We start from the raw sequence: 20,088 nt of genomic DNA, 5'->3' as shown, positions 1-20,088 counted from the left end.
TTCATCGGGTCTGCGAGGATGCGCGCCGTCGAGCGCCACATCCGGTGCAGGCCAGTGTGGCCCTGACGTGTTTCGGGGGAAGAGCCGGCGTGTTGCCGTCCTGTTACAGAGGACGTGCCGTGTGAACGCCGTGTAACGGCGGCGCGGAGACGACGGAGACGCTTTCGCTCATCGCGCGGCGTGGGTGAGGGCGTTCAGGCGCGAGATCGCCCGCAGGTACTTCTTCCGGTACCCGCCGTCCAGCATCTCCGGCGAGAACACGTCGTCCAGTCCTCGGCCGGTCGCGAGGATCGGGATCTGCGCATCGTAGGCGCGGTCCACGAAGGCGACGAAGCGAAGCGCCTCGGACTGGTCCGTCAGCTGGCGCACGTCGCGCAGCCCCAGAGCCGAGAGGCCGGAGAGGAGGCGGATGTAGCGCGAAGGGTGGACCCTGGCGAGATGGCGCACGATGTCGTCGAAGAGGTCGTCAGAGGCAGCTCCCTCACCCGCGAGACGCGCGATCTCCTGTGCGTATTCGTCGTCCGCGAGCGCGACCGCGTGCCCGTCGAGCGCCCGCTGCCGGAAGTCGACGCCGTCGATCCGGATCGTCTGGAAGCTGTCCGCCATCTGGTGGATCTCACGGAGGAAGTCCTGAGCCGCGAAACGCCCCTCGCCGAGCGCGTTGGGCGGGGTGTTCGAGGTGGCGGCGAGCTTGGTCCCCGAGCCCACGAGCTCGCCGAGCAGTCTCGTCATGACCATGGTGTCGCCGGGATCGTCGAGCTCGAACTCGTCGATGCAGAGCAGATCCGCGCCGCGAAGCAGATCGACCGTGTTCTTGTAGCCGAGCGCGCCGACGAGAGCCGTGTACTCGATGAAGGAGCCGAAGTACTTCCTGCGTGCCGGGAGCGCATGGTAGATCGAGGCGAGGAGATGGGTCTTGCCGACGCCGAAACCGCCGTCCAGGTAGACGCCGGGCTTCGATTCCGGCTCCTTGGGCGCTCTCCGGAACAGTCCCTGTCGTCTGACCGGGCCCGCCCCACCGGCGAAACGGAGGAGCGCCTGCTTCGCCTCCTCCTGCGAGGGGTAGGCGGGATCGGAGCGATAGCTGTCGAAGGTCGCGTCGTCGAACTGCGGCGGCGGGACGAGGCTGGCGAGCATCTCGGCGCCCGTGACCTGCGGCTGGCGATCGATGAGGTGGACGATGCCCGCGCGGGGCGCCTGGTCGGTCATTCGTTTCCTGAGTCGAAGTCTTACGGATCGGGTGCGCGTGCGCGCGAGGGGATCTATCGTCGAAGGGACGGATCAACCCTACGCCGTCGAGCCTTCGCCCCTTCCGCACCCACCCCGAGGAGCCCGCTGTGACCGTCGATCTCGACACCTCGTCCGCAAAGTTCGCCGAGTATGCGGAGCCGGGACGCCTCGTGACGACCGCCTGGCTCCAGGAGCGTCTGGGCGCTCCTGGACTCGTGGTCGTCGAGTCCGACGAGGACGTCCTGTTGTACGAGACGGGCCACATCCCCGGCGCGGTCAAGGTCGACTGGCACACCGAGCTGAACGACCCCGTCGTGCGCGACTATGTCGACGGCGCCGGCTTCGCCGCGCTGCTGAGCCGCAAGGGCATCTCCCGTGACGACACGGTCGTGATCTATGGCGACAAGAACAACTGGTGGGCCGCCTACGCGCTCTGGGTCTTCTCGCTCTTCGGCCACGAGGACGTCCGCCTGCTCGACGGCGGCCGCGATCGCTGGATCGCCGAAGGGCGGACGATCACGACCGAGGTCCCGTCCCCCGCACCGACCGAGTACCCGGTCGTCGAACGCGACGACTCTGTCCTCCGCGCGTACAAGGACGACGTCCTCGAGCACCTCGGCAGCCCGCTCATCGACGTCCGTTCCCCGGAGGAGTACAGCGGCGAACGCACCAGCGCCCCGGCGTACCCTGAGGAGGGCGCTCTGCGCGCGGGGCATATCCCGACCGCGCAGAGCATTCCCTGGGCGAAAGCCGTTGCGGACGACGGTGGTTTCCGGCCTCGTGCCGAGCTGGACGCGATCTATCGTGAGGGCGCAGGCCTCCGGGACGGCGATCCGATCGTCGCCTACTGCCGGATAGGCGAGCGGTCCAGCCACACCTGGTTCGTGCTCAAGCACCTGCTCGGTTTCGACGACGTCCGCAACTATGACGGCTCGTGGACCGAATGGGGCAGTGCCGTGCGCGTCCCGATCGCGACCGGCTCCGAGCCCGGCTCGCTGCCCGGCTGAGACGCCCTCTCCGCCTCCGCAAGCTCCGGCCGTGAGACGATGGCAGAGATGACCAGCGCACTCCCTGCCGCCCTCGCCGAGATCCGCGACGAGTTCCTGGGGCTCCCGGAGCCGGAACGGCTCCAGCTCCTCCTCGAGTTCTCCGGCGAGCTTCCTCCCGTGCCCGAGGAGATCGCGGCACACCCGGAGATGTCCGAGCGCGTCGCGGAGTGCCAATCCCCCGTCTACATCCACGTCGCGGTCGACGACGGCGTGGTTGCCTTGCACGCGACCGCACCGGCAGAGGCTCCGACGACGAGGGGATTCGCGAGCATCCTCGCCCAGGGCATCACCGGGCTCTCCGCCGAGGAGGTCCTGGCGATCCCGGACGACTTCCCGCAGACCATCGGCCTGACCCGTGCGGTCTCACCGCTCCGCATCGCCGGGATGACCGGGATGCTCCTGCGCACCAAGCGGCAGGTGCGGGAGCGGACGGGACTCACCCCGCCTCCACGCTGAGGGGTCGTCGGGCAGACACGAGCTCATCGTGAGCCGGACGAGGAGCTACTCTGCCGATGCCGGTCCACGGGCCTCGACGGCTGTCGCGAAGCCGTGCTCCTCCAGCCATTCCGTGATCGCCGCGGACCAGCGACTCTGATCGTAGTTCCACAGCTTGGTGTGCCGGGCGCCGGTGAAGGATGGCATCGTCACGATGTCAGGACGAGCCGCTGCCAGGGCGCGCGAGGCGTCCGCAGGGACGAAGCCGTCATCGTCGCTGTGCAGGAGAAGGATGGGGGCCGAGAGCTCGTCGGCTCGTGCGACCATGTCCAGGGCGTCGAAGGGGATCACCTGCTCCGCGCCGCTGAGGCGTGCGGTCCATCCGGTCGAGAGGGCATCCATGGCCAGTCGAGGCAGGGGCTCGCGGAGCCCCATCTCTCTCGCCTGGAAACGCAGGACCGTGCGCCAGTCCACGACCGGGGAATCCAGGATCACGCCGACGACGGCCTCGCGCCGCGGCGATGTGACGGCCGCCTGCAGCACGATCGCGCCGCCCATCGACCATCCCATGAGGATCACCCGTTCGGCGCCGTGCCGGAGCGCGTAGTCGATCGCGGCGTCGACGTCACGCCACTCGGCCGCCCCCAGCGCATAGGATCCGCCGCGGGTCCGCGGCCCCTCGCCGTCGTTCCGGTAGGAGACGACGAGGACGGGGAGACCCGCGGCGTGCAGGACCGGGACGGCCCGCAGACACTCGGCCCGCGTGGCGCCACGCCCGTGCACCTGGATCACCCAGGTCGACGAAGGCCTCGATGCGGGAGCAGGGAAGGACCACGCCGGGCATGGGCCTCCCGGCGTGCCGATCAGGACAGGCTCGTAGGGGATGTGGAGCTCGCCCGGAGCGAGATAGTAGTAACCACTGAACGCCGCGGCCCGCTCGATGCGCGCGCCGGGCTCGATCTGGGTGAGCAGCTTGCGCCGGACGCTTCGCGCGTCGGCGCCGAGGACTGCCCCCAGCTTCACGTGGCCTGGTGTCCCCCCGACGAAGAGCCCGTAACGGCCAGGCTGCTCGGTGTCCGGCGTCCGGGTGAGCTCGATGGTCTGCGCGCCGGTGTCGACCGCGAGGATCTCGGTGTCCGGCTGCCGAGCGGACGGCGTCACCACACGACGGGCGATCCGGAAAACCGTCGCCGAGGCCACAACGGCTCCGAGAGCGGCGGCGCCGGCCAGAGCGACGACCCCGATCGTCGCGGCGTGCCTGAGACTCTTCATCGCTTCCCGACTCTAGTCTGTCCGCGTGAGCGCTCATCCCGGTTACGACGACGCCTTCGAGAGCGCCGCCGCTGAGCTCCGCGCGATCCGCTTCCGTGACGACATCGTCGTCCGCGAGATCCCGGCGCCCAGCGGTCTGGCCCCGCGGTCGCTCGCGCTCGCCGCCGACGTCCGCCCCGACGGGACGGGCGAGTCGATCTACGGCTCCGGCCGCCTCGTCCTGCTGCACGACCCGATCGCGCCGGATGCCTGGGGCGGTCCCTGGCGGATCGTGGCCTTCGCGCAAGCGCCGCTCGAGCCGGAGATCGGCACCGATCCCCTGCTCTCGGACGTCACCTGGTCCTGGCTCGTCGACGCGCTGGAGTCTCGTGGCGCCGGCTATCACTCCGCGTCCGGGACATCGACCAAGACCCTCTCCAAAGGCTTCGGTGGCCTCGCCGCGGAGGGCGATGGCGCACAGATCGAGCTGCGCGCCTCATGGTCCCCGGACGGTCCGCTCGCCCCGCATGCGGAGGCGTGGGCGGAGCTGGTCGGAATGCTCGCGGGACTGCCGCCGGGCTCAGAAGACATCGCCGTGTTCGGCGCCAGGAGAACCAATCCGTGACTGACTATCTCGTCGTCGACACCGTTGGCGGCTTCCATGACGCCTGTCTCGCCCTCGCCGCCGGCAGCGGGCCCGCCGCCGTCGACGTGGAGCGAGCCTCTGGCTTCCGCTACTCGCAGCGGGCCTACCTCGTGCAGGTCTTCCGCCGCGACGCCGGTGCCTTTCTCTTCGATCCGCTCGGTATCCCTGACTTCGCGCCCCTGCAGCAGGCCCTGCACGGCCTCGAATGGGTCTTCCATGCCGCGAGCCAGGATCTGCCGTCCCTCGTCGAGCTGGGTCTGCTCCCGACGCGTGTCTTCGACACCGAGCTCGCCGCGCGTCTGCTCGGGCATGAGCGCGTCGGACTCGCCGCCGTCGTCGAGCACACGCTGGGCATCGCCCTGGCCAAGGAGCATTCCGCTGCGGACTGGTCCACCCGTCCCCTCCCGGCGGCTTGGCTCGAGTATGCCGCCCTCGACGTGCTGCACCTCGTCGACGTGCGCGACGCGCTGACCGCCGAACTCGAGGAGCAGGGCAAGACCGTGTTCGCGGCGCAGGAATTCGAGGCGACACGGACGCGTCCGCCGAAGCCGCCGAGGGAGGAGCCCTGGCGCCGGCTCAGTGGGCTGCATCAGGTCCGCGGCGCACGGAACCTCGCCGTTGCCCGCGAGCTCTGGCAGGCACGCGAGGACTACGCGCGCGAACAGGACGTCTCCCCTGGCCGCCTCGTGCCCGACCGCTCACTCGTGGCCGCCGTGCTCGCGGCGCCGACGTCGAAGACCGCGCTCGCGGCCGTGCCCGCCTTCATCGGCCGGGCAAGTCGTAGCCAGCTCGATCGATGGTGGGCGGCGATCGAACGAGGACGAGCCGCCGAGAGCCTGCCCCGGGAACGCGTTCCGGGTGACGGACCGCCTCCGCCCCGATCCTGGAGCGACCGTAATCCGCCGGCGGATGCGCGGCTGAAGGCGGCGCGTCCGATCATCGAGGCGCATGCCGAGGCTCTCGGGATGCCCACAGAGAACCTTCTCACCCCTGACCTCCTTCGTCGTGTCGCCTGGGAGCCCCCGGAGCCGATCGACGCCACCCGCATCGGCGAGGCCCTCTCCGCGCTCGGGGCACGTGCGTGGCAGATTGAGGAGACCGCACAGCGAATCGCAGAGGCTTTTGTCGAAGCCACGCAAACAGCCGACGAGGCGTCCGTCTGACGTTCGTAGGTTCGATCTAATCGATTCCTCTCGAGCCCGAACGCGCCTCCTAGGCTGGAGCTGACCCTGATACCTGGAGGCAGAGTGGCCGAGATCTCGGACGTCTTCTTCGTCGATGGAGTGCGCACCCCGTTCGGGCGCGCCGGCGAGAAAGGCATGTACTGGAACACCCGCGCGGACGACCTCGCCGTCAAGGCGACCATCGGCCTGATGGAGCGGAACGCGCAGATCCCCTCTGACCGCGTCGACGACGTGGCGATCGCGGCGACCTCGCAGACCGGCGACCAGGGACTGACCCTCGGCCGATCGATCGCGATCCTCGCCGGCCTTCCGCAGACCGTGCCAGGCCTGGCGATCGACCGCATGTGCGCGGGAGCGATGACCAGTGTGACGACCATGGCCGCCTCGATCGGCATCGGCATGTACGACATCGCGCTTGCCGGAGGCGTCGAGCACATGGGACACCATCCGATCGGCGGCAACGCCGACCCCAACCCGCGTTTCGTCGCCGAGCGGATGGTCGATCCCGGCGCACTGAACATGGGCGTTACCGCCGAGCGCATCTTCGACCGTTTCCCGCACCTCACCAAGGAACGCTCCGACCGTTACGGCATGCGCAGCCAGCACAAGGTGCAGGCTGCGTACGATGCCGGCAAGATCCAGCCCGACCTCGTCCCGATCGCGGTCAAGGGAGCCGACGGCGCCTGGGGGCTGGCCACCGAGGACGAGGGACGCCGCCCGCAGACGACGATGGAGGACCTCGCCGGGCTCAAGACGCCCTTCCGTCCGCACGGCAGGGTGACCGCGGGGACCTCGTCGCCGCTCACCGATGGCGCCACCATGTCGCTGCTTGCCGGCAGCGACGCGGTGAAGGAGCTCGGTCTCCAGCCGAAGATGCGGATGGTGTCGTTCGCGTTCGCTGGCGTGCAACCCGAGATCATGGGCATCGGCCCGATCCCCTCGACCGAGAAGGCGCTGCGCAAGGCGGGTCTCACGATCGACGACATCGGGCTGTTCGAGCTCAACGAGGCCTTTGCGATCCAGGTGATCTCGCTCCTGGACCACTTCGGCGTCGCCGACGACGACCCCCGGGTCAACCCCTGGGGCGGTGCGATCGCCTTCGGCCACCCGCTCGCCGCCTCCGGGGTGCGCCTGATGATCCAGCTCGCCGCCCAGTTCGCCGAGCGCCCGGACGTGCGCTACGGACTGACCGCGATGTGCGTCGGGCTCGGTCAGGGCGGATCGGTCATCTGGGAGAACCCCTTCTACGACGGCAAGAAGAGGAAGTGACGGCCATGACGAACTACGACGAGATCGACTTCTCGCCCATCCAGTCCCTCACGGAGGGTGAAGTCGTCACCCACTCTCCCGTGCGCGACATCCGTCTCGCGTCCGGCCGCATTCTGGCCCTGATCACCCTTGACAACGGTCGCGATCACACCCGTCCGAACACGCTCGGACCCGCCACGCTCACCGAGCTCGGTGAGACCATCGCAGGACTGAAGGATCGCGCCGCCGTCGGCGAGATCCACGCGGTCGGCATCACGGGCAAGCAGTACATCCTCGCCGCCGGCGCCGATCTGTCCGACATCTCTCGTGTGGGCTCGCGTGACAACGCCCGGCTCGTCGCCCAGCTCGGCCACAAGGTCCTCGGCTCGCTCGGTGAGATCGGCGTCCCCACGTTCGCCTTCGTCAACGGGCTCGCGCTCGGCGGAGGGATGGAGATCGCGCTGAACTCGACCTACCGGACGGTCGACGCCTCCGCCGCTGCGCTCGCCCTGCCCGAGGTCTTCCTCGGCATCATCCCGGGCTGGGGCGGCGCCTACCTGCTGCCGAACCTCATCGGCATCGAGAACGCGCTCGAGGTCGTCATCTCGAACCCGCTCAAGCAGAACCGCATGCTCAAGCCACGGCAGGCGTTCGATCTCGGCATCATGGACGCGATCTTCCCCGCCGCGAACTTCCTCGAGGACTCGCTCGTCTGGGCTGATGCGGTGTTGGGCGGCAAGAAGGTCGAGCGCAAGAACGAGCCGGGCAAGATCGAGCGGCTCACGAAGTGGCCGATCGCGATCAAGATGGCGCGCAGCATGCTCGAATCCAAGATCGGCACTGTCCCTCGGTCACCGTACGTCGCTCTGGATCTGTTGGACAAGGCCCGCAGCGGCACCAAGGCCGAAGGGTTCGCCCGCGAGGACGAGGCCCTCGCCGACCTGGTGACCGGCGACCAGTTCGCCGCCTCCATGTACGCCTTCGACCTCGTCCAGAAGCGCGCCAAGCGCCCGGTCGGGGCGCCGGCCAAAGAGCTCGCAAAGAAAGTCACGAAGGTCGGCATCGTCGGCGCCGGCCTCATGGCGAGCCAGTTCGCGCTGCTCTTCGTCCGTAAGCTCCAGGTCCCCGTCCTCATCACCGACCTGGATCAGGCACGAGTCGACAAGGGTGTCGCCTCCATCCACGAGGAGATCGGCAAGCTCGAGGCCAAGGGTCGCGTCGACGCCGACACGGCGAACAGACTGCGCGCGCTCGTGACGGGAACGACCGACAAGAGCCTGTACGCCGACTGCGACTTCGTCATCGAGGCGGTCTTCGAGGAGGTGGGCGTCAAGCAGCAGGTGTTCGGTGAGATCGAGCAGATCGTCGCCGAGGACGCGATCCTCGCGACCAACACCTCTTCGCTCTCGGTCGAGGAGATCGGCTCGAAGCTCTCGCACCCCGAACGCCTGGTGGGCTTCCACTTCTTCAACCCGGTCGCGGTCATGCCGTTGATCGAGATCGTGAAGACGCCGGTGACGAACGAGCAGTCGCTCTCGACCGCGTTCGTCGTCGCGAAGGGCCTCGGCAAGAATGCCGTGCTCACCGCCGACGCGCCCGGCTTCGTCGTGAACCGCCTGCTCGCCAAGGTCATGGGCGAGGCGGCACGCGCCGTCTACGAGGGGACCCCTGTCGCCGACGTCGAGAAGGCCTTCGCGCCGCTCGGCCTGCCGATGGGGCCGTTCCAGCTCATCGACCTCGTCGGGTGGAAGGTCGCCGCCCACGTACAGGACACGATGGTGCAGGCGTTCCCTGAGCGGTTCTACGCGAACGAGAACTTCCACCTTCTCGCCGACCTCTCCGAGGTCGTCGAGAAGGACAAGGCCGGTCGTGTGACCGGCTTCACCAAGGCTGCGGAGAAGCTCGTGAAGGGGGCCGCGGGCTCCACTCCGACACCCGCCGCCGAAATCCTGCGACGTGTGCAGGACGGGCTCGCGCAGGAGATCAGGCTCATGCTCGACGAAGGCGTGGTGCCGGAGGTCCAGGACATCGACCTCTGCCTCATCCTCGGTGCCGGCTGGCCGTTCATCGACGGAGGCGCCTCGCCGTATCTCGACCGCGAGGGAGCCTCCGAACGGGTCTTCGGCACGACGTTCCACACCCCGGTCATCCGCGGCATCGCGAGCAGCTGATCCGTGCCCGAGGAGGGGACTCTCCACGAGCCCCCTCCTCGTCACCTCCGGGCTGGCGGTCGACGACGATCTCGACGCGTCAGACGACGAATCGGCCGTCACGGAAGACCGGGACCGTTCCGGATGCGTCGAGCCACGCCGCCGTCCGGATCGCCTCCTCCACGGCGGCGAGTCGACCGGGACCGCCACGAAGCGCACGAGCTGAGCCGGACGCGCTCACGAGATGCTGAAGCGCGCCGCGGAGACTGCGGAACGACTCCGCGGCTGCCACGGCCTCTGGCGAGGTATGGTCAAGACCGCGCTCGATGAGGCCGTCAAGGACCGCGCCGGCCCCGAAGAGATCCTCCACGGCGAAGCGAAGATCGCCCCGGTCCGGCACCGGCTCGCCGCGGGCGACGACCGCCACGCTCGTACGCCGATCCCGACGGACCTGCTCGGCGCAGATGTATGTGCCCACCGCACTCGCATTGCGCAGTCCGCCCTGGAGCACCAGCGCGCCCGACTCGTGTGCCGCCGTCGCGATCGGATCGGTCCCATCCGAGGGGGCGGTCTGCAGGACGTCGACGACCACGACCACATCGGCTCGCGCCAAGCGGCGAAGCCCCTCGATCCCCCATTCGAATCGCACCTGGTACGTTGACTGGTCGAACGCGGGGACGACAGGCATGCCTCCAGTCTAGAAAGCGGACGGAGTCGCGGCCGGCGTCAGCGCGACTCGCGGACCGGGAGGTCGATCGCTCCGGTTTCCCCGGTCTGACGTGCCATCGGGACACGTCGGCCGAGGACCTGGGCGACGACGTCGTGCGCGATCTTCGCGGCGGTCAGCCCCGCGTCCTCGAGCACCTGCTCCCGCGACGCGTGGTCGATGTACTCGTCCGGGACCCCGAGCTCGTCGACGGCCGTGTCGATCCCGGCCTCGCGAAGGACCTGACGGACACGTGTCCCGATCCCCCCCACCCTGATGCCGTCCTCGATGGTGATGACGAGGCGGTGCCGGGCGGCGAGGTCGACGATGGACGACCGCACCGGTATTGCCCAGCGCGGATCGATCACGGTCGCCCCGATGCCCTGCGCCTTGAGACGCGCGGCCACGTCCGTCGCGAGCGACGCGAAGGGTCCGATGCCGATGAGGAGGACGTCCTCGGCCTCCCCGCGATACAGAACGTCGACACCGTCGTCCAGGCGCTCGAGCGCAGGGATCTCCTCCGCGACCGCCCCCTTCGGGAACCGGATCACGGTCGGCGCGTCATCGATCGCGACCGCCTCGTCCAGGAGCTCTCGCAGGCGCTCCCCATCCCGAGGCGCAGCGATGCGGATCCCCGGCACGATCTGCAGCATGGACAGGTCCCAGATGCCGTGATGGCTGGGACCGTCCGGGCCGGTGACGCCGGCGCGGTCGAGCACGAAGGTGACCCCGGCGCGGTGGAGGCCGACGTCCATCAGCACCTGATCGAAGGCCCGCCCCATGAAGGTGGCGTAGATCGCGACCACCGGGTGCAGACCGCCGTACGCGAGGCCCGCGGCCGAGGCGACCGCATGCTGCTCCGCGATCCCCACGTCGTAGACGCGATCGGGGAAGCGCTCAGCGAACGGCGCGAGCCCTGTCGGACGCAGCATCGCGGCAGTCATCGCGATCACGCGGGGATCGCGATGACCCACCTCGACCAGCGCGTCGGCGAAGACGTCGGTCCACGCGGGGCCGGACGAGCCGAGCGATCCGCCGGTCTTCGGATCGATCTTCCCGACCGAGTGGAACTGGTCGGCCTCGTCATCGAGGGCCGGCTGGTACCCGCGTCCCTTCTCGGTGATCGCGTGCACGATGACCGGAGCGCCGAAGTCCTTCGCCAGCTTCAGGGTCTCCAGCAGCGCATCGATGTCATGCCCGTCCACCGGCCCGAGGTACTTGATGTCGAGGTTGGAGTACAGCGCCTCGTTGTTCGTGAATCGAGAGAGGAAGCCATGGGTGCCTCCGCGGACACCGCGATAGACGGCGCGTCCGAACGGGCCCAGTGCGCGGAAGAGACGATCCGACGTGCGGTGCAGGTCACGGTACGCCGTCGCCGTGCGGACGCGGTTGAGGTAGCGGGACATCCCCCCGATGGTCGGCGCATAGGAGCGTCCGTTGTCGTTGACCACGATCACGAGGTTGCGGTCGTTGTCGTCCGTGATGTTGTTGAGGGCCTCCCAGGTCATGCCGCCGGTGAGGGCTCCGTCGCCGACGACCGCGACGACATGGCGATCGCCGCGCCCGGTCGCGGTGAGCGCACGCGAGACGCCGTCGGCCCAGCTCAGCGAGCTGGACGCGTGGGAGGACTCCACGACATCGTGCGGGCTCTCCGACCGCTGGGGGTACCCGGCGAGGCCTCCCCTCGAGCGCAGGCCTGAGAAGTCCTGGCGTCCCGTGAGGAGCTTGTGCACATAGGACTGATGCCCGGTGTCGAAGATGAAAGGATCATCGGGCGAGGAGAAGACCCGGTGCAGCGCGATCGTGAGCTCGACCACGCCGAGATTGGGTCCCAGATGACCGCCTGTACGTGCGACGTTCTCGATGAGGAAGGCACGGATCTCGTTCGCGAGCTCCGTGAGCTGTTCTGTCGAGAGGGCGTCGAGGTCCCTCGGACCGGTGATACCGGGGAGAATCGCCACGTGTCTGCCTCCTGTGAGCGAAACGGGAGCGCCGTGCCGAGCGGTCCCCCACACGACCTCGCCGCATCGACCAAGACTACCGACCATCCGGGCCGGAGGGCTGGAGATCCGCCGGGTCCGGACCGACGTAGCGTCCGATCGGACGAAGACGCAGGGGTGTCTGTGTGTACTCGTCCGCCGCGTGCGCGCACCAGCCCGCCGACCGGGCGATCGCGAACACGAGCTCCCCCGCGTCCTCGGACATGTCCCCGACGATCGAGATCGCCGCCAAGGCCATGTCGATCGTCGGGAGCGCACCGGTGCGCTCCCTCACGACGGACGTCACGGCGTCCACGACTCCCAGCGTCTCGCTGACCGCTCGATCCTGCGGGGCGGAGGCCCGCAACGCCTCCAGGAGGATTCTCGCCCGTGGGTCGCCCTCTGGGTAGCGCGGCTGACCGAACCCCGGCACGCCGGTCCCCGCCGCCCGGGCAGCGGCGGCGACCGTCGACACCGGATCGGCACCGTCTCCGACGGCACGGAGCATCGTGTGACAGGCCGTGCTGACCGCCCCATGCAGAGCGGAGTCCAGCGCACCGAGTCCAGCGGTGACGACCGCATAGGGATGCGCGCGGGCGGATGCCGCCGCCCGCGCAGCGAGGGTCGACGCGGCCATGTCATGGTCGGCCAGCAGGACGAGCGTGGCGTCCAGCAGACCGACGCGAGCCGCGGTCGCCGGCAGCGGACTCAGCCGGCTCCAGAGACGGCGGGCGAGCGGCGCGTGCTCTTCGGGCTCAGGGCCGCACGCGGGGAGGGCCGACACCATGCCGGCGATCAGACGTTCAGCGGTCCGTGCCACGGCCGGCGCTGTCAGATCGAACCTCTCCGGGTCCTCCGCGGCAAGGATCGCGACGGCCGTCAGCAGGCGGGTGAACGTCGGTGCGCCCGCGGGAAGCGTCGCCATCACGGTCCCCGTCCGTCCGCCCTCCCCCACGATCCGCGCCGCACGTAACGGTAGAGCATCGGCACGCGGTTCGGCGGTCCGCTCGAACAGCCAACGCACCAGCGCATCGAAACGGCCGTCTCCGATGGCGGCGCCGCTTTCGTCGATCCCCGCCACCAGGGCGGCCTCCACCCCGCGGAACCAGAGCTCGCCGTCCTCCGCCAGGGCGATGTCGGTGTCGATCACGCCCAGAGGTCTGCCTTCGGACCCGGCAAAGCGCACCGGTCTTGAAGACACCGTGGAGAGACGGCGCCGGCTCCGTGCAAAACGTTCGACCTCGAGGACGTCAAACGAAGAGCCGCGCGCGGTCCGCACCCTGTCGATCAGCCCGCGGGAGACATAGGCGTAAAGGGTCTCGGTGCGCACTCCGAGCCGAGCCGCGGCTTGCGTGGCCGTGAGTCGTTCCATCGTCATCTCCATTGATCTAATCAACATTGACGCTACCGTGATCCATGTCAGATCGTGTTCCCCAGGAGCCACGCGCCTTCAGGGCGACAGAGCAGGGCTCCGAGGAAGAGGAGCCGGCACATGGCCATCACGATCGAACGCGACGACGACCACCTCATCGACGTACCTCGCGGCCTCGCGAACGTCGTGGCCGCCGAGACCCGCATCGGCGACGTCCGCGGCGCCGAGGGGTTCTTCCACTACCGCGGCGTCTCCGGCGTCGCTCTCGCAGCCCAGGCCCGATTCGAAGATGCCTGGCGTCTTGTCGCCCTGGGCTCGCTCCCCCGCGATCCTCGGGAGGCCGCCACGTTCCGGGAGCGCATCGGTGAGGCCCGCGTCCTCCCCGGGGCGGTCGTCACCGGCCTCAGCACGTCCGCGCAGGCCGGTGCGACCCTCGATCCGATGGCTGCCCTCCGCACAGGTCTCGCCCTGCTGTCCGCGGCCGACGGCCGCTTCCCTCTCTACGACGAGACGCCCGCGGCGCGAGAGGACGACGCGGTCCGCCTCGCTGCCGCGGCGCCGGCGCTCATCGCGACATCGCATCGACAGGCGCACGGCCTTGTGCCACTCGCCCCCGATCCGGCACGGGACCCGATCTCCGACTACCTGCGGATGCTGACCGGGGCCGAACCGGACCCACGACTCGTGACCGCCCTCGCCGTCTACCTCACCGCGGCGATCGACCACGGATTCAACGCGTCGACCTTCGCCGCGCGGGTCATCGCCTCGACCGGCGCCGATCTCGCCTCCTGCATCGGCGGGGCGCTGGGCGCCCTCGCCGGCCCGCTCCACGGCGGTGCGCCAGCACGGACCCTCGAGATGCTGGATGAGATCGGCACGCCGGAACGAGCCGAGGAATGGGTGCGGGAGCGGCTCGCCCACGGTGGTCGTGTCATGGGGTTCGGCCACGCTGTGTACCGCACCGAAGACCCCCGGTCGCGACTCCTCCGCGACGTGGCCCGTCGCCTGCGCGCCGAGGGACTGGCCGGCGAACGGGTGGACCTCGCCGTGACGGTCGAGCAGACCGTCCTCCGGGTCCTCGACGAGCTGAAGCCGGGACGGACGCTCCGCACCAACGTCGAGCTCTATGCGGCCGTCGTCATGGAGGCGTGCGGAATCCCCCGCGAGCTGTTCACACCGACGTTCGCCTCGGCCCGGCTCATCGGCTGGGGCGCACATGCCTGCGAGCAGGCGCAGGAAGGGAAGATCTTCCGTCCGTCCTCCCGCTACGTCGGAGAGCCGGCCTCCTGAGCGGGGCCGGCCGGCCGATCGGCGCGGCTCCACGGCCCGCCCCGCCTGTCCCTTCGGAGCCGTACAGCCGGGATGCTCTGCGCTGTCGCTGGAGCCGCCTTCGCCGTGCCCCTGGCCGGCGCGGGGCTAGCCGTCATCCCGCGCCGGATCCGGTGGCACGAGGCCACTCGCGCCGACATCGTAGGTGTCGCGGAGGTGGCCGATAGAGCGTCGGCGACGGTGTGCAACGGCGCGAATCGCTCCAGGTTCGTCTCCACCGAGTAGCTGTCCTCCGGAGGCGAGCCGCCCCACCTGCTCCCATAGGAGATGACACGACCGTCGGCATCGCGGAAGCTCGGGGGGCGATCGACGGACGCACATAGGTGTTCAGCCGGTCATCCTGCCGTGCCCTCGGAGCCGGGTCCAGCATCGAACCCTCCCTCCTGTCGCCGGGCCTGCGCCGCTTCCGGATACGACGAGGCCCCCGGCGCGGGAACGCCGAGGGCCTCGTGCGGTGCGCTCAGACGAGCGAGCGGAGCACGTACTGCAGGATGCCGCCGTTGCGGTAGTAGTCGGCCTCGCCGGGGGTGTCGATGCGGACGACCGCGTCGAACTCGATCGGCTGCTTGCCCTCCGGAGAGAACTCGCTCGGCGTCGCCGTGACCTTGACCGTCTTCGGCGTGACTCCCTCGTTCAGCTGCTCAAGCCCCTCGATCGAGACGATCTCGGTGCCGTCGAGGCCCAGCGACTCCCAGGACTCGCCGACGGGGAACTGCAGCGGCACGACGCCCATGCCGATGAGGTTCGAGCGGTGGATGCGTTCGAAGCTCTCGGTGATGACCGCCTTCACCCCGAGGAGGTTCGTGCCCTTGGCCGCCCAGTCGCGCGACGAGCCGGAGCCGTACTCCTTGCCGCCGAAGATCACCAGCGGGGTGCCCTGCGCCTGGTAGTTCTCCGAGGCGTCGTAGATGTAGGCCTGCGGTCCGCCGGGCTGGGTGAAGTCCCGCGTGAAGCCGCCCTCGATCTGCTCGCCGCCGTTGACCGCCTTGACGAGGGCGTTCTTCAGCCGGATGTTCGCGAACGTGCCGCGGATCATGACCTCGTGGTTCCCGCGACGCGAGCCGTAGGAGTTGAAATCCTTCTGCGCCACGCCGTGCTCGGTGAGGTATTGCGCGGCGGGGGTGCCCGCCTTGATGTTGCCGGCCGGGGAGATGTGGTCGGTCGTGACCGAGTCACCCAGCGTGGCCAGCACTCTGGCACCGGAGATGTCGCTGACCGGCGCCGGTGTGAGACCCATGCCGTCGAAGTAGGGGGCCTTCCGCACGTAGGTCGAGTCAGGGTCCCACTCGAAGACGGGGCCGGTCGGTGTTGGCAGGTTCTTCCACCGCTCGTCTCCGTCGAAGACCGTCGCATACTGCTTGATGAACTGGTCGCGCGAGATCGAGGAGTCGATGATCTCCTGCACCTCGGTCGGGTCCGGCCAGATGTCCTTGAGGAAGACGTCCTTTCCGGTCGAGTCCTGGCCCAGCGGGTCGTTCTCGAAGTCGAAGTTCATCGAGCCGGCCAACGCGTATGCCACCACCAGCGGCGGGCTGGCGAGGTAGTTCATCTTCACGTCGGGGCTGATGCGTCCCTCGAAGTTCCGGTTGCCGGACAGGACGGCGGTGACCGCGAGGTCGTTCTCGTTGATCGCGGCCGAGACCTCGTCGATCAACGGCCCGGAGTTGCCGATGCAGATCGTGCACCCGTATCCGACCGTGTAGAAGCCGAGGCCTTCGAGATCCTTGTCGAGACCGGACTTCTCGTAGTAGTCGGTGACGACCTTGGAGCCGGGGCCGAGCGTCGTCTTGACCCACGGCTTCTGCTTCAGGCCCTTCTCACGCGCCTTGCGGGCGAGAAGACCCGCGGCGACCATGACGGAGGGGTTCGAGGTGTTGGTGCACGAGGTGATGGCCGCCAGCGTCACCGCGCCGTTGTCGAGGATGTACCGCTGCCCCTCTGGCGTGGTCACAGTGACCGGCGTGGAGGCGTTCGCCGGAGCGCCGCTGTTGATGTGCACAGGACGGGTCGTCGGCTCCTCCTCTCCGGGGACGGTGCCGGGATCGGATGCCGGGAAGGAGTGCTTCGACTCGAGGTCGACGATGTCGTTCGACGTCGATGCCGTGGCGTAGTTCAGGATGTCCTTCTCGAACTGCGACTTGGCCTCCGACAGGAGGATGCGGTCCTGCGGGCGCTTCGGCCCTGCGATCGAGGGGACGACCGTGGCGAGGTCGAGCTCGAGGTACTCGCTGTACTGCGGCTCGTTCGCCGCATCGTGCCAGAGCGACTGCTCCTTCGCGTACTTCTCCACGAGAGCGACAGCCTGCTCGTCGCGACCGGTGAGACGCAGGTAGTCGAGCGTCACATCGTCGATCGGGAAGATCGCGGCGGTCGAGCCGAACTCCGGCGACATGTTCCCGATGGTGGCGCGGTTGGCCAGCGGCACCGAGGCCACGCCGGCACCGTAGAACTCGACGAACTTGCCCACCACGCCGTGCTTGCGCAGCATGTCGGTGATCGTGAGGACGACGTCGGTCGCGGTCACGCCCGAGGGGATCTCGCCGGTCAGCTTGAAGCCGACGACGCGCGGGATCAGCATCGACACGGGCTGCCCGAGCATCGCCGCCTCCGCCTCGATCCCGCCGACGCCCCAGCCCAGGACGCCCAGGCCGTTGACCATCGTGGTGTGCGAGTCGGTGCCGACGCAGGTGTCAGGATAGGCGCGGAGGGCGCCGTCGACCGAGCGGTCGTAGATGACTTTCGCCAGATGCTCGATGTTCACCTGGTGCACGATGCCGGTTCCCGGCGGGACCACCTTGAAGTCGTCGAACGCCGTCTGCCCCCAGCGGAGGAACTGGTACCGCTCGCCGTTGCGCTCGTATTCGATCTCGACGTTGCGCTCGATCGCGTCCGGGCGGCCGAAGAGGTCGGCGATGACCGAGTGGTCGATGACCATCTCCGCGGGCGAGAGCGGGTTGATCTTGTTCGGATCGCCGCCCAGGGCGGTCACGGCCTCGCGCATCGTGGCGAGATCGACGATGCACGGGACGCCGGTGAAGTCCTGCATCACCACGCGAGCAGGGGTGAACTGGATCTCGGTGTCCGGCTCGGCCGAGGGATCCCAAGAGCCCAGCGCCTGGATCTGCGCCTTGGTCACGTTCGCGCCGTCCTCGGTGCGCAGGAGATTCTCCAGAAGCACCTTGAGGCTGAAGGGGAGCTTCTCGTAACCGGCGACCGTGTCGATCCGGAAGATCTCGTAGTCGGTGCTGCCGACCGTCAGGGTGCTCTTGGCACCGAAGCTGTTCACCGTGGACACGAGGGGTTCTCCTTTGCGTCGGTCGTCACCGCAGGCCTCCATCTTCTCGGCTCCGCTCTCCGCGAGCTAGTAAGGCGCGCCTCACCAGTCTGCTCCGAGAAAGGCCGATTCGACAGGGGTCAAAAATATCTTGATGTCGAGATAAATCTACCACGGTTCGACGGGGCATCGCGCCGACCCGCCGACGCTCTCGCCGCCGCTGTTCGAGCGGGTGTGCCACCCGCCGACCGAACGGTCAGGGGCTACGCGGAGGTCGCGGCGTCCGCGTCCGCTGCACCGCTCTCGGCGCGCTCACGCCGGTAGAGCGCCTGCACGGTGAGCCAGGTCACGGCGAGAAGCGGGGCGAACAGCGGAAGCCCCATGACGAGCTTCAGGGTGCCCAGGAGCGCCACCGCGCTCTCCTGCTGCCCCGGCTGGAGAGAGGCGAGGTAGACCGGAAGCTGGACCCCGAGTCGGAGCAGGAAGAGCGCTGCCCATACGAGCGTGAGCCAGGTGAAGACCCTGCGCTTACGCTTCGACGCACGCCAGGAGGTGCCCTCGCCCATGAGGTAGCCGGCGACGAGGCCGATGATCGGCCAGCCGATGAGGAGCGAGATCAGCATCCCGAGGCCGTAACCCGCGTTGGTGAGCAGGCCCGGCACGAAGTTGTTCGAGGCGTTGCCGGTGAGAAGCGCCAGCACGGCGGCGGCGACCGCCGCGACGAGACCGCCGATCGCCGCGGCCGGAGGCTGCCTCATCGCGATGCGCAGGCCGGAGAAGACCACCGCGATTCCCACAGAGATCGCGAGCGCGGGCAGCAGCTTCGCCATCCCCTCGCCCGGCCAGAGGGTGAAGGCGAGGATGAAGGCGAGGCTGGGGAGGACGGACTCCGCCACGCCACGCCAGCCGCCCATCGCGGCCCAGACGACATGTCCGGTCGTGGCCTGCGTGGCCGGGTCGATGCCGGCCTTGAGCGCGGCGTTGCCGAACGCCGCGCTCAGCGCCTCGGAGACCGACGGCGTGGGAGGCGGCGTGAGCGGCACGCCGGCGACGGGGTCGCCTTGGCGCTCCTGCCGGGACGCCGCGTTCGGCTCTGCGCCGGAGACGCCATCCCGGTTCGCCGTGCTCACGCGGCTCCCGGCGAGGCGGGCATGTGCAGGGGGATGAGGTCGCGCGGAGGCATCGGCGATCCGCCGCGCACCACCACGATCGACCGGAAAAGGTCCTCGACGGCGCGCGCCGCCTCGGCGTCGGACGTGGCTGCGCCCCCGACCACCCCACGGAGGAACCATCGCGGTCCGTCAACGCCGATGAACCGGGCCAGACGGACAGTGCTGCCGTCCGCGGCGGCGACCGTGGGGATCTCGGCGAGAAGCTCGGTGCCCAACGGCCCCTCCCGTTCCTCCACCTTGCCTCCCTGCTGGGCGATCTGCTCGCTGATCTGTGCTCTCGTCTCCTCCCAGAGCCCGGTCGACCGGGATGCGGCGAAAGGCTGGACCTGAAGCGAGGAGCCGACGTAGTCGAGACCGACAGCAACGATCCGCTTCGACTGCTCCTCGACCTCGAGTCGGAGATTCAACCCCTCACGAGGCAGGATCTTGATCCCGCCGAGGTCGATGTAAGGACGAACCGGGTTCGCCTCAGACTCGTCGAACGGCCCGTCCACGGCCCGATCGCCCTGGAGCTGCGGCTCGGACGACTCGTTCCCGGCCTGCTCGTTCTCGTCGCTCATGCTCTCTCCTCCACGCCCGTCACGACAGGGCTGTGATTCTCGTCTCGGACGGCGTCGCCGGACGTCTGATAGCCGGTGGACCCGAATCCGCCGACGCCACGAGCGCTCTCGTCGAGCGACTCCACCGGCAGGAACCGCGCGCGTGTGACCGGCATGACGATCATCTGCGCGATGCGGTCGCCGGGTGCCACGTCATAGGTCTCGCGCGCATCCGTGTTCAGCAGGCAGACCTTGATCTCGCCGCGGTAGCCGGCGTCGACCGTGCCGGGAGAGTTCACGACCGTGATGCCGTGCTTCGCAGCCAGACCGCTGCGCGGGACCACGAAGGCCGCGTACCCGTCGGGCAGGGCGATCCGGACGCCGGTGCTCACCAGCACGCGCTCTCCCGGAAGAAGCGTGGCCGCCTCGGCGGCCACCAGATCGGCACCCGCGTCTCCGGGGTGAGCGTAGACGGGGATCGCCGGGGCGATAATAGGGACGTCCACGGAATCGGTCACGAGAAA

Annotated in this window: 17 protein-coding genes; 7 read left to right on the top strand and 10 right to left on the bottom strand. The window is 69.1% G+C overall.

Annotation, left to right across the window (positions count from 1 at the left end; genetic code table 11):
- Positions 1-168: 168 nt before the first annotated feature.
- Positions 169-1,209 carry a cell division protein ZapE gene (gene zapE / locus ACP15J_RS01435; protein WP_197220041.1) on the bottom strand — a complete coding sequence of 347 codons (1,041 nt, stop codon included), beginning with the start codon at positions 1,207-1,209 and terminating at the stop codon, positions 169-171.
- Positions 1,210-1,337: 128 nt separating this feature from the next.
- Here zapE and ACP15J_RS01430 point away from each other — a divergent pair, with 128 nt between their 5' ends.
- Together ACP15J_RS01430 and ACP15J_RS01425 are read left to right on the top strand one after the other, a co-directional pair.
- Entirely contained in the window at positions 1,338-2,237 is a 900-nt protein-coding gene (locus ACP15J_RS01430; RefSeq protein WP_424935800.1) for a sulfurtransferase, read from the top strand.
- Positions 2,238-2,285: 48 nt separating this feature from the next.
- A complete protein-coding gene (locus ACP15J_RS01425; RefSeq protein WP_424935801.1) occupies positions 2,286-2,735 on the top strand; it encodes a SufE family protein in 450 nt (149 codons plus the stop codon).
- Positions 2,736-2,780: 45 nt separating this feature from the next.
- Here ACP15J_RS01425 and ACP15J_RS01420 read toward each other — a convergent pair whose 3' ends face one another.
- On the bottom strand, positions 2,781-3,986 hold the full coding sequence (locus tag ACP15J_RS01420) for an alpha/beta hydrolase family protein (RefSeq protein WP_424935802.1): 1,206 nt from the start codon (positions 3,984-3,986) through the stop codon (positions 2,781-2,783).
- 25 nt (positions 3,987-4,011) lie between these two features.
- Here ACP15J_RS01420 and ACP15J_RS01415 point away from each other — a divergent pair, with 25 nt between their 5' ends.
- The 4 genes from ACP15J_RS01415 (at position 4,012) to ACP15J_RS01400 (ending at position 9,214) form a co-directional block, all read left to right on the top strand.
- Positions 4,012-4,590, top strand: coding sequence for a DUF3000 domain-containing protein (locus ACP15J_RS01415; protein WP_424935803.1), 579 nt, complete (start codon positions 4,012-4,014; stop codon positions 4,588-4,590).
- Positions 4,587-5,774 carry a ribonuclease D gene (locus ACP15J_RS01410; RefSeq protein WP_424935804.1) on the top strand — a complete coding sequence of 396 codons (1,188 nt, stop codon included), beginning with the start codon at positions 4,587-4,589 and terminating at the stop codon, positions 5,772-5,774. Before ACP15J_RS01415 ends, ACP15J_RS01410 begins: the two co-directional genes overlap by 4 nt.
- An 84-nt stretch (positions 5,775-5,858) precedes the next feature.
- Positions 5,859-7,064, top strand: a complete 1,206-nt coding sequence (locus ACP15J_RS01405; RefSeq protein ID WP_424935805.1) for a thiolase family protein — start codon at positions 5,859-5,861, stop codon at positions 7,062-7,064.
- 5 nt (positions 7,065-7,069) lie between these two features.
- A complete protein-coding gene (locus ACP15J_RS01400; protein WP_424936061.1) occupies positions 7,070-9,214 on the top strand; it encodes a 3-hydroxyacyl-CoA dehydrogenase NAD-binding domain-containing protein in 2,145 nt (714 codons plus the stop codon).
- Between the two features lie 79 nt (positions 9,215-9,293).
- Here ACP15J_RS01400 and ACP15J_RS01395 read toward each other — a convergent pair whose 3' ends face one another.
- From ACP15J_RS01395 to ACP15J_RS01385, 3 genes are all read right to left on the bottom strand, one after another.
- Positions 9,294-9,881, bottom strand: coding sequence for a 2-phosphosulfolactate phosphatase (locus tag ACP15J_RS01395; RefSeq protein WP_424935806.1), 588 nt, complete (start codon positions 9,879-9,881; stop codon positions 9,294-9,296).
- Positions 9,882-9,919: 38 nt separating this feature from the next.
- On the bottom strand, positions 9,920-11,860 hold the full coding sequence (dxs, locus tag ACP15J_RS01390) for a 1-deoxy-D-xylulose-5-phosphate synthase (protein ID WP_424935807.1): 1,941 nt from the start codon (positions 11,858-11,860) through the stop codon (positions 9,920-9,922).
- A 76-nt stretch (positions 11,861-11,936) separates the two neighbouring features.
- Entirely contained in the window at positions 11,937-13,250 is a 1,314-nt protein-coding gene (locus tag ACP15J_RS01385; RefSeq protein WP_424935808.1) for a citrate synthase, read from the bottom strand.
- Between the two features lie 120 nt (positions 13,251-13,370).
- Between ACP15J_RS01385 and ACP15J_RS01380 the strand changes: the two genes are divergently transcribed.
- Positions 13,371-14,540, top strand: a complete 1,170-nt coding sequence (locus ACP15J_RS01380; RefSeq protein WP_424935809.1) for a citrate synthase — start codon at positions 13,371-13,373, stop codon at positions 14,538-14,540.
- Here ACP15J_RS01380 and ACP15J_RS01375 read toward each other — a convergent pair.
- The 5 genes from ACP15J_RS01375 to dut all read right to left on the bottom strand — a co-directional run bounded on the left by ACP15J_RS01375 (position 14,516) and on the right by dut (position 20,082).
- Positions 14,516-14,848 carry a DUF6226 family protein gene (locus ACP15J_RS01375; RefSeq protein ID WP_424980865.1) on the bottom strand — a complete coding sequence of 111 codons (333 nt, stop codon included), beginning with the start codon at positions 14,846-14,848 and terminating at the stop codon, positions 14,516-14,518. The genes ACP15J_RS01380 and ACP15J_RS01375 overlap by 25 nt on opposite strands.
- 191 nt (positions 14,849-15,039) lie before the next feature.
- A complete protein-coding gene (locus ACP15J_RS01370) occupies positions 15,040-17,874 on the bottom strand; it encodes an aconitate hydratase (protein WP_424935810.1) in 2,835 nt (944 codons plus the stop codon).
- Positions 17,875-18,116: 242 nt separating this feature from the next.
- Entirely contained in the window at positions 18,117-18,983 is an 867-nt protein-coding gene (locus ACP15J_RS01365; protein WP_424935811.1) for a DUF3159 domain-containing protein, read from the bottom strand.
- Positions 18,980-19,585 carry a DUF3710 domain-containing protein gene (locus ACP15J_RS01360; RefSeq protein WP_424935812.1) on the bottom strand — a complete coding sequence of 202 codons (606 nt, stop codon included), beginning with the start codon at positions 19,583-19,585 and terminating at the stop codon, positions 18,980-18,982. The genes ACP15J_RS01365 and ACP15J_RS01360 overlap by 4 nt, the downstream gene beginning before the upstream one ends.
- Positions 19,582-20,082: a dUTP diphosphatase gene (dut, locus tag ACP15J_RS01355; protein ID WP_424935813.1), complete on the bottom strand. Its 501-nt coding sequence runs from the start codon at positions 20,080-20,082 to the stop codon at positions 19,582-19,584. Before dut ends, ACP15J_RS01360 begins: the two co-directional genes overlap by 4 nt.
- Between the last annotated feature and the right edge of the window lie 6 nt (positions 20,083-20,088).

Origin of the sequence: Microbacterium sp. S308A+ (genome assembly GCF_049800815.1) — a bacterium.
In the GTDB taxonomy this organism is placed as follows: domain Bacteria; phylum Actinomycetota; class Actinomycetes; order Actinomycetales; family Microbacteriaceae; genus Microbacterium.
Note: the sequence above shows the minus strand (reverse complement) of the source record. Positions and strands in the feature narration are given on the sequence as shown.

Bases quoted from the DNA above. Each gene is read 5' to 3' on its own strand.
- ACP15J_RS01360 (WP_424935812.1), bottom strand. From the start codon at position 19,585: ATGAGCGACGAGAACGAGCAGGCCGGGAACGAGTCGTCCGAGCCGCAG.
- ACP15J_RS01425 (WP_424935801.1), top strand. From the start codon at position 2,286: ATGACCAGCGCACTCCCTGCCGCCCTCGCCGAGATCCGCGACGAGTTC.
- ACP15J_RS01395 (WP_424935806.1), bottom strand. From the start codon at position 9,881: ATGCCTGTCGTCCCCGCGTTCGACCAGTCAACGTACCAGGTGCGATTC.
- ACP15J_RS01420 (WP_424935802.1), bottom strand. From the start codon at position 3,986: ATGAAGAGTCTCAGGCACGCCGCGACGATCGGGGTCGTCGCTCTGGCC.
- zapE (WP_197220041.1), bottom strand. From the start codon at position 1,209: ATGACCGACCAGGCGCCCCGCGCGGGCATCGTCCACCTCATCGATCGC.
- ACP15J_RS01400 (WP_424936061.1), top strand. From the start codon at position 7,070: ATGACGAACTACGACGAGATCGACTTCTCGCCCATCCAGTCCCTCACG.
- ACP15J_RS01385 (WP_424935808.1), bottom strand. From the start codon at position 13,250: ATGGAACGACTCACGGCCACGCAAGCCGCGGCTCGGCTCGGAGTGCGC.
- ACP15J_RS01380 (WP_424935809.1), top strand. From the start codon at position 13,371: ATGGCCATCACGATCGAACGCGACGACGACCACCTCATCGACGTACCT.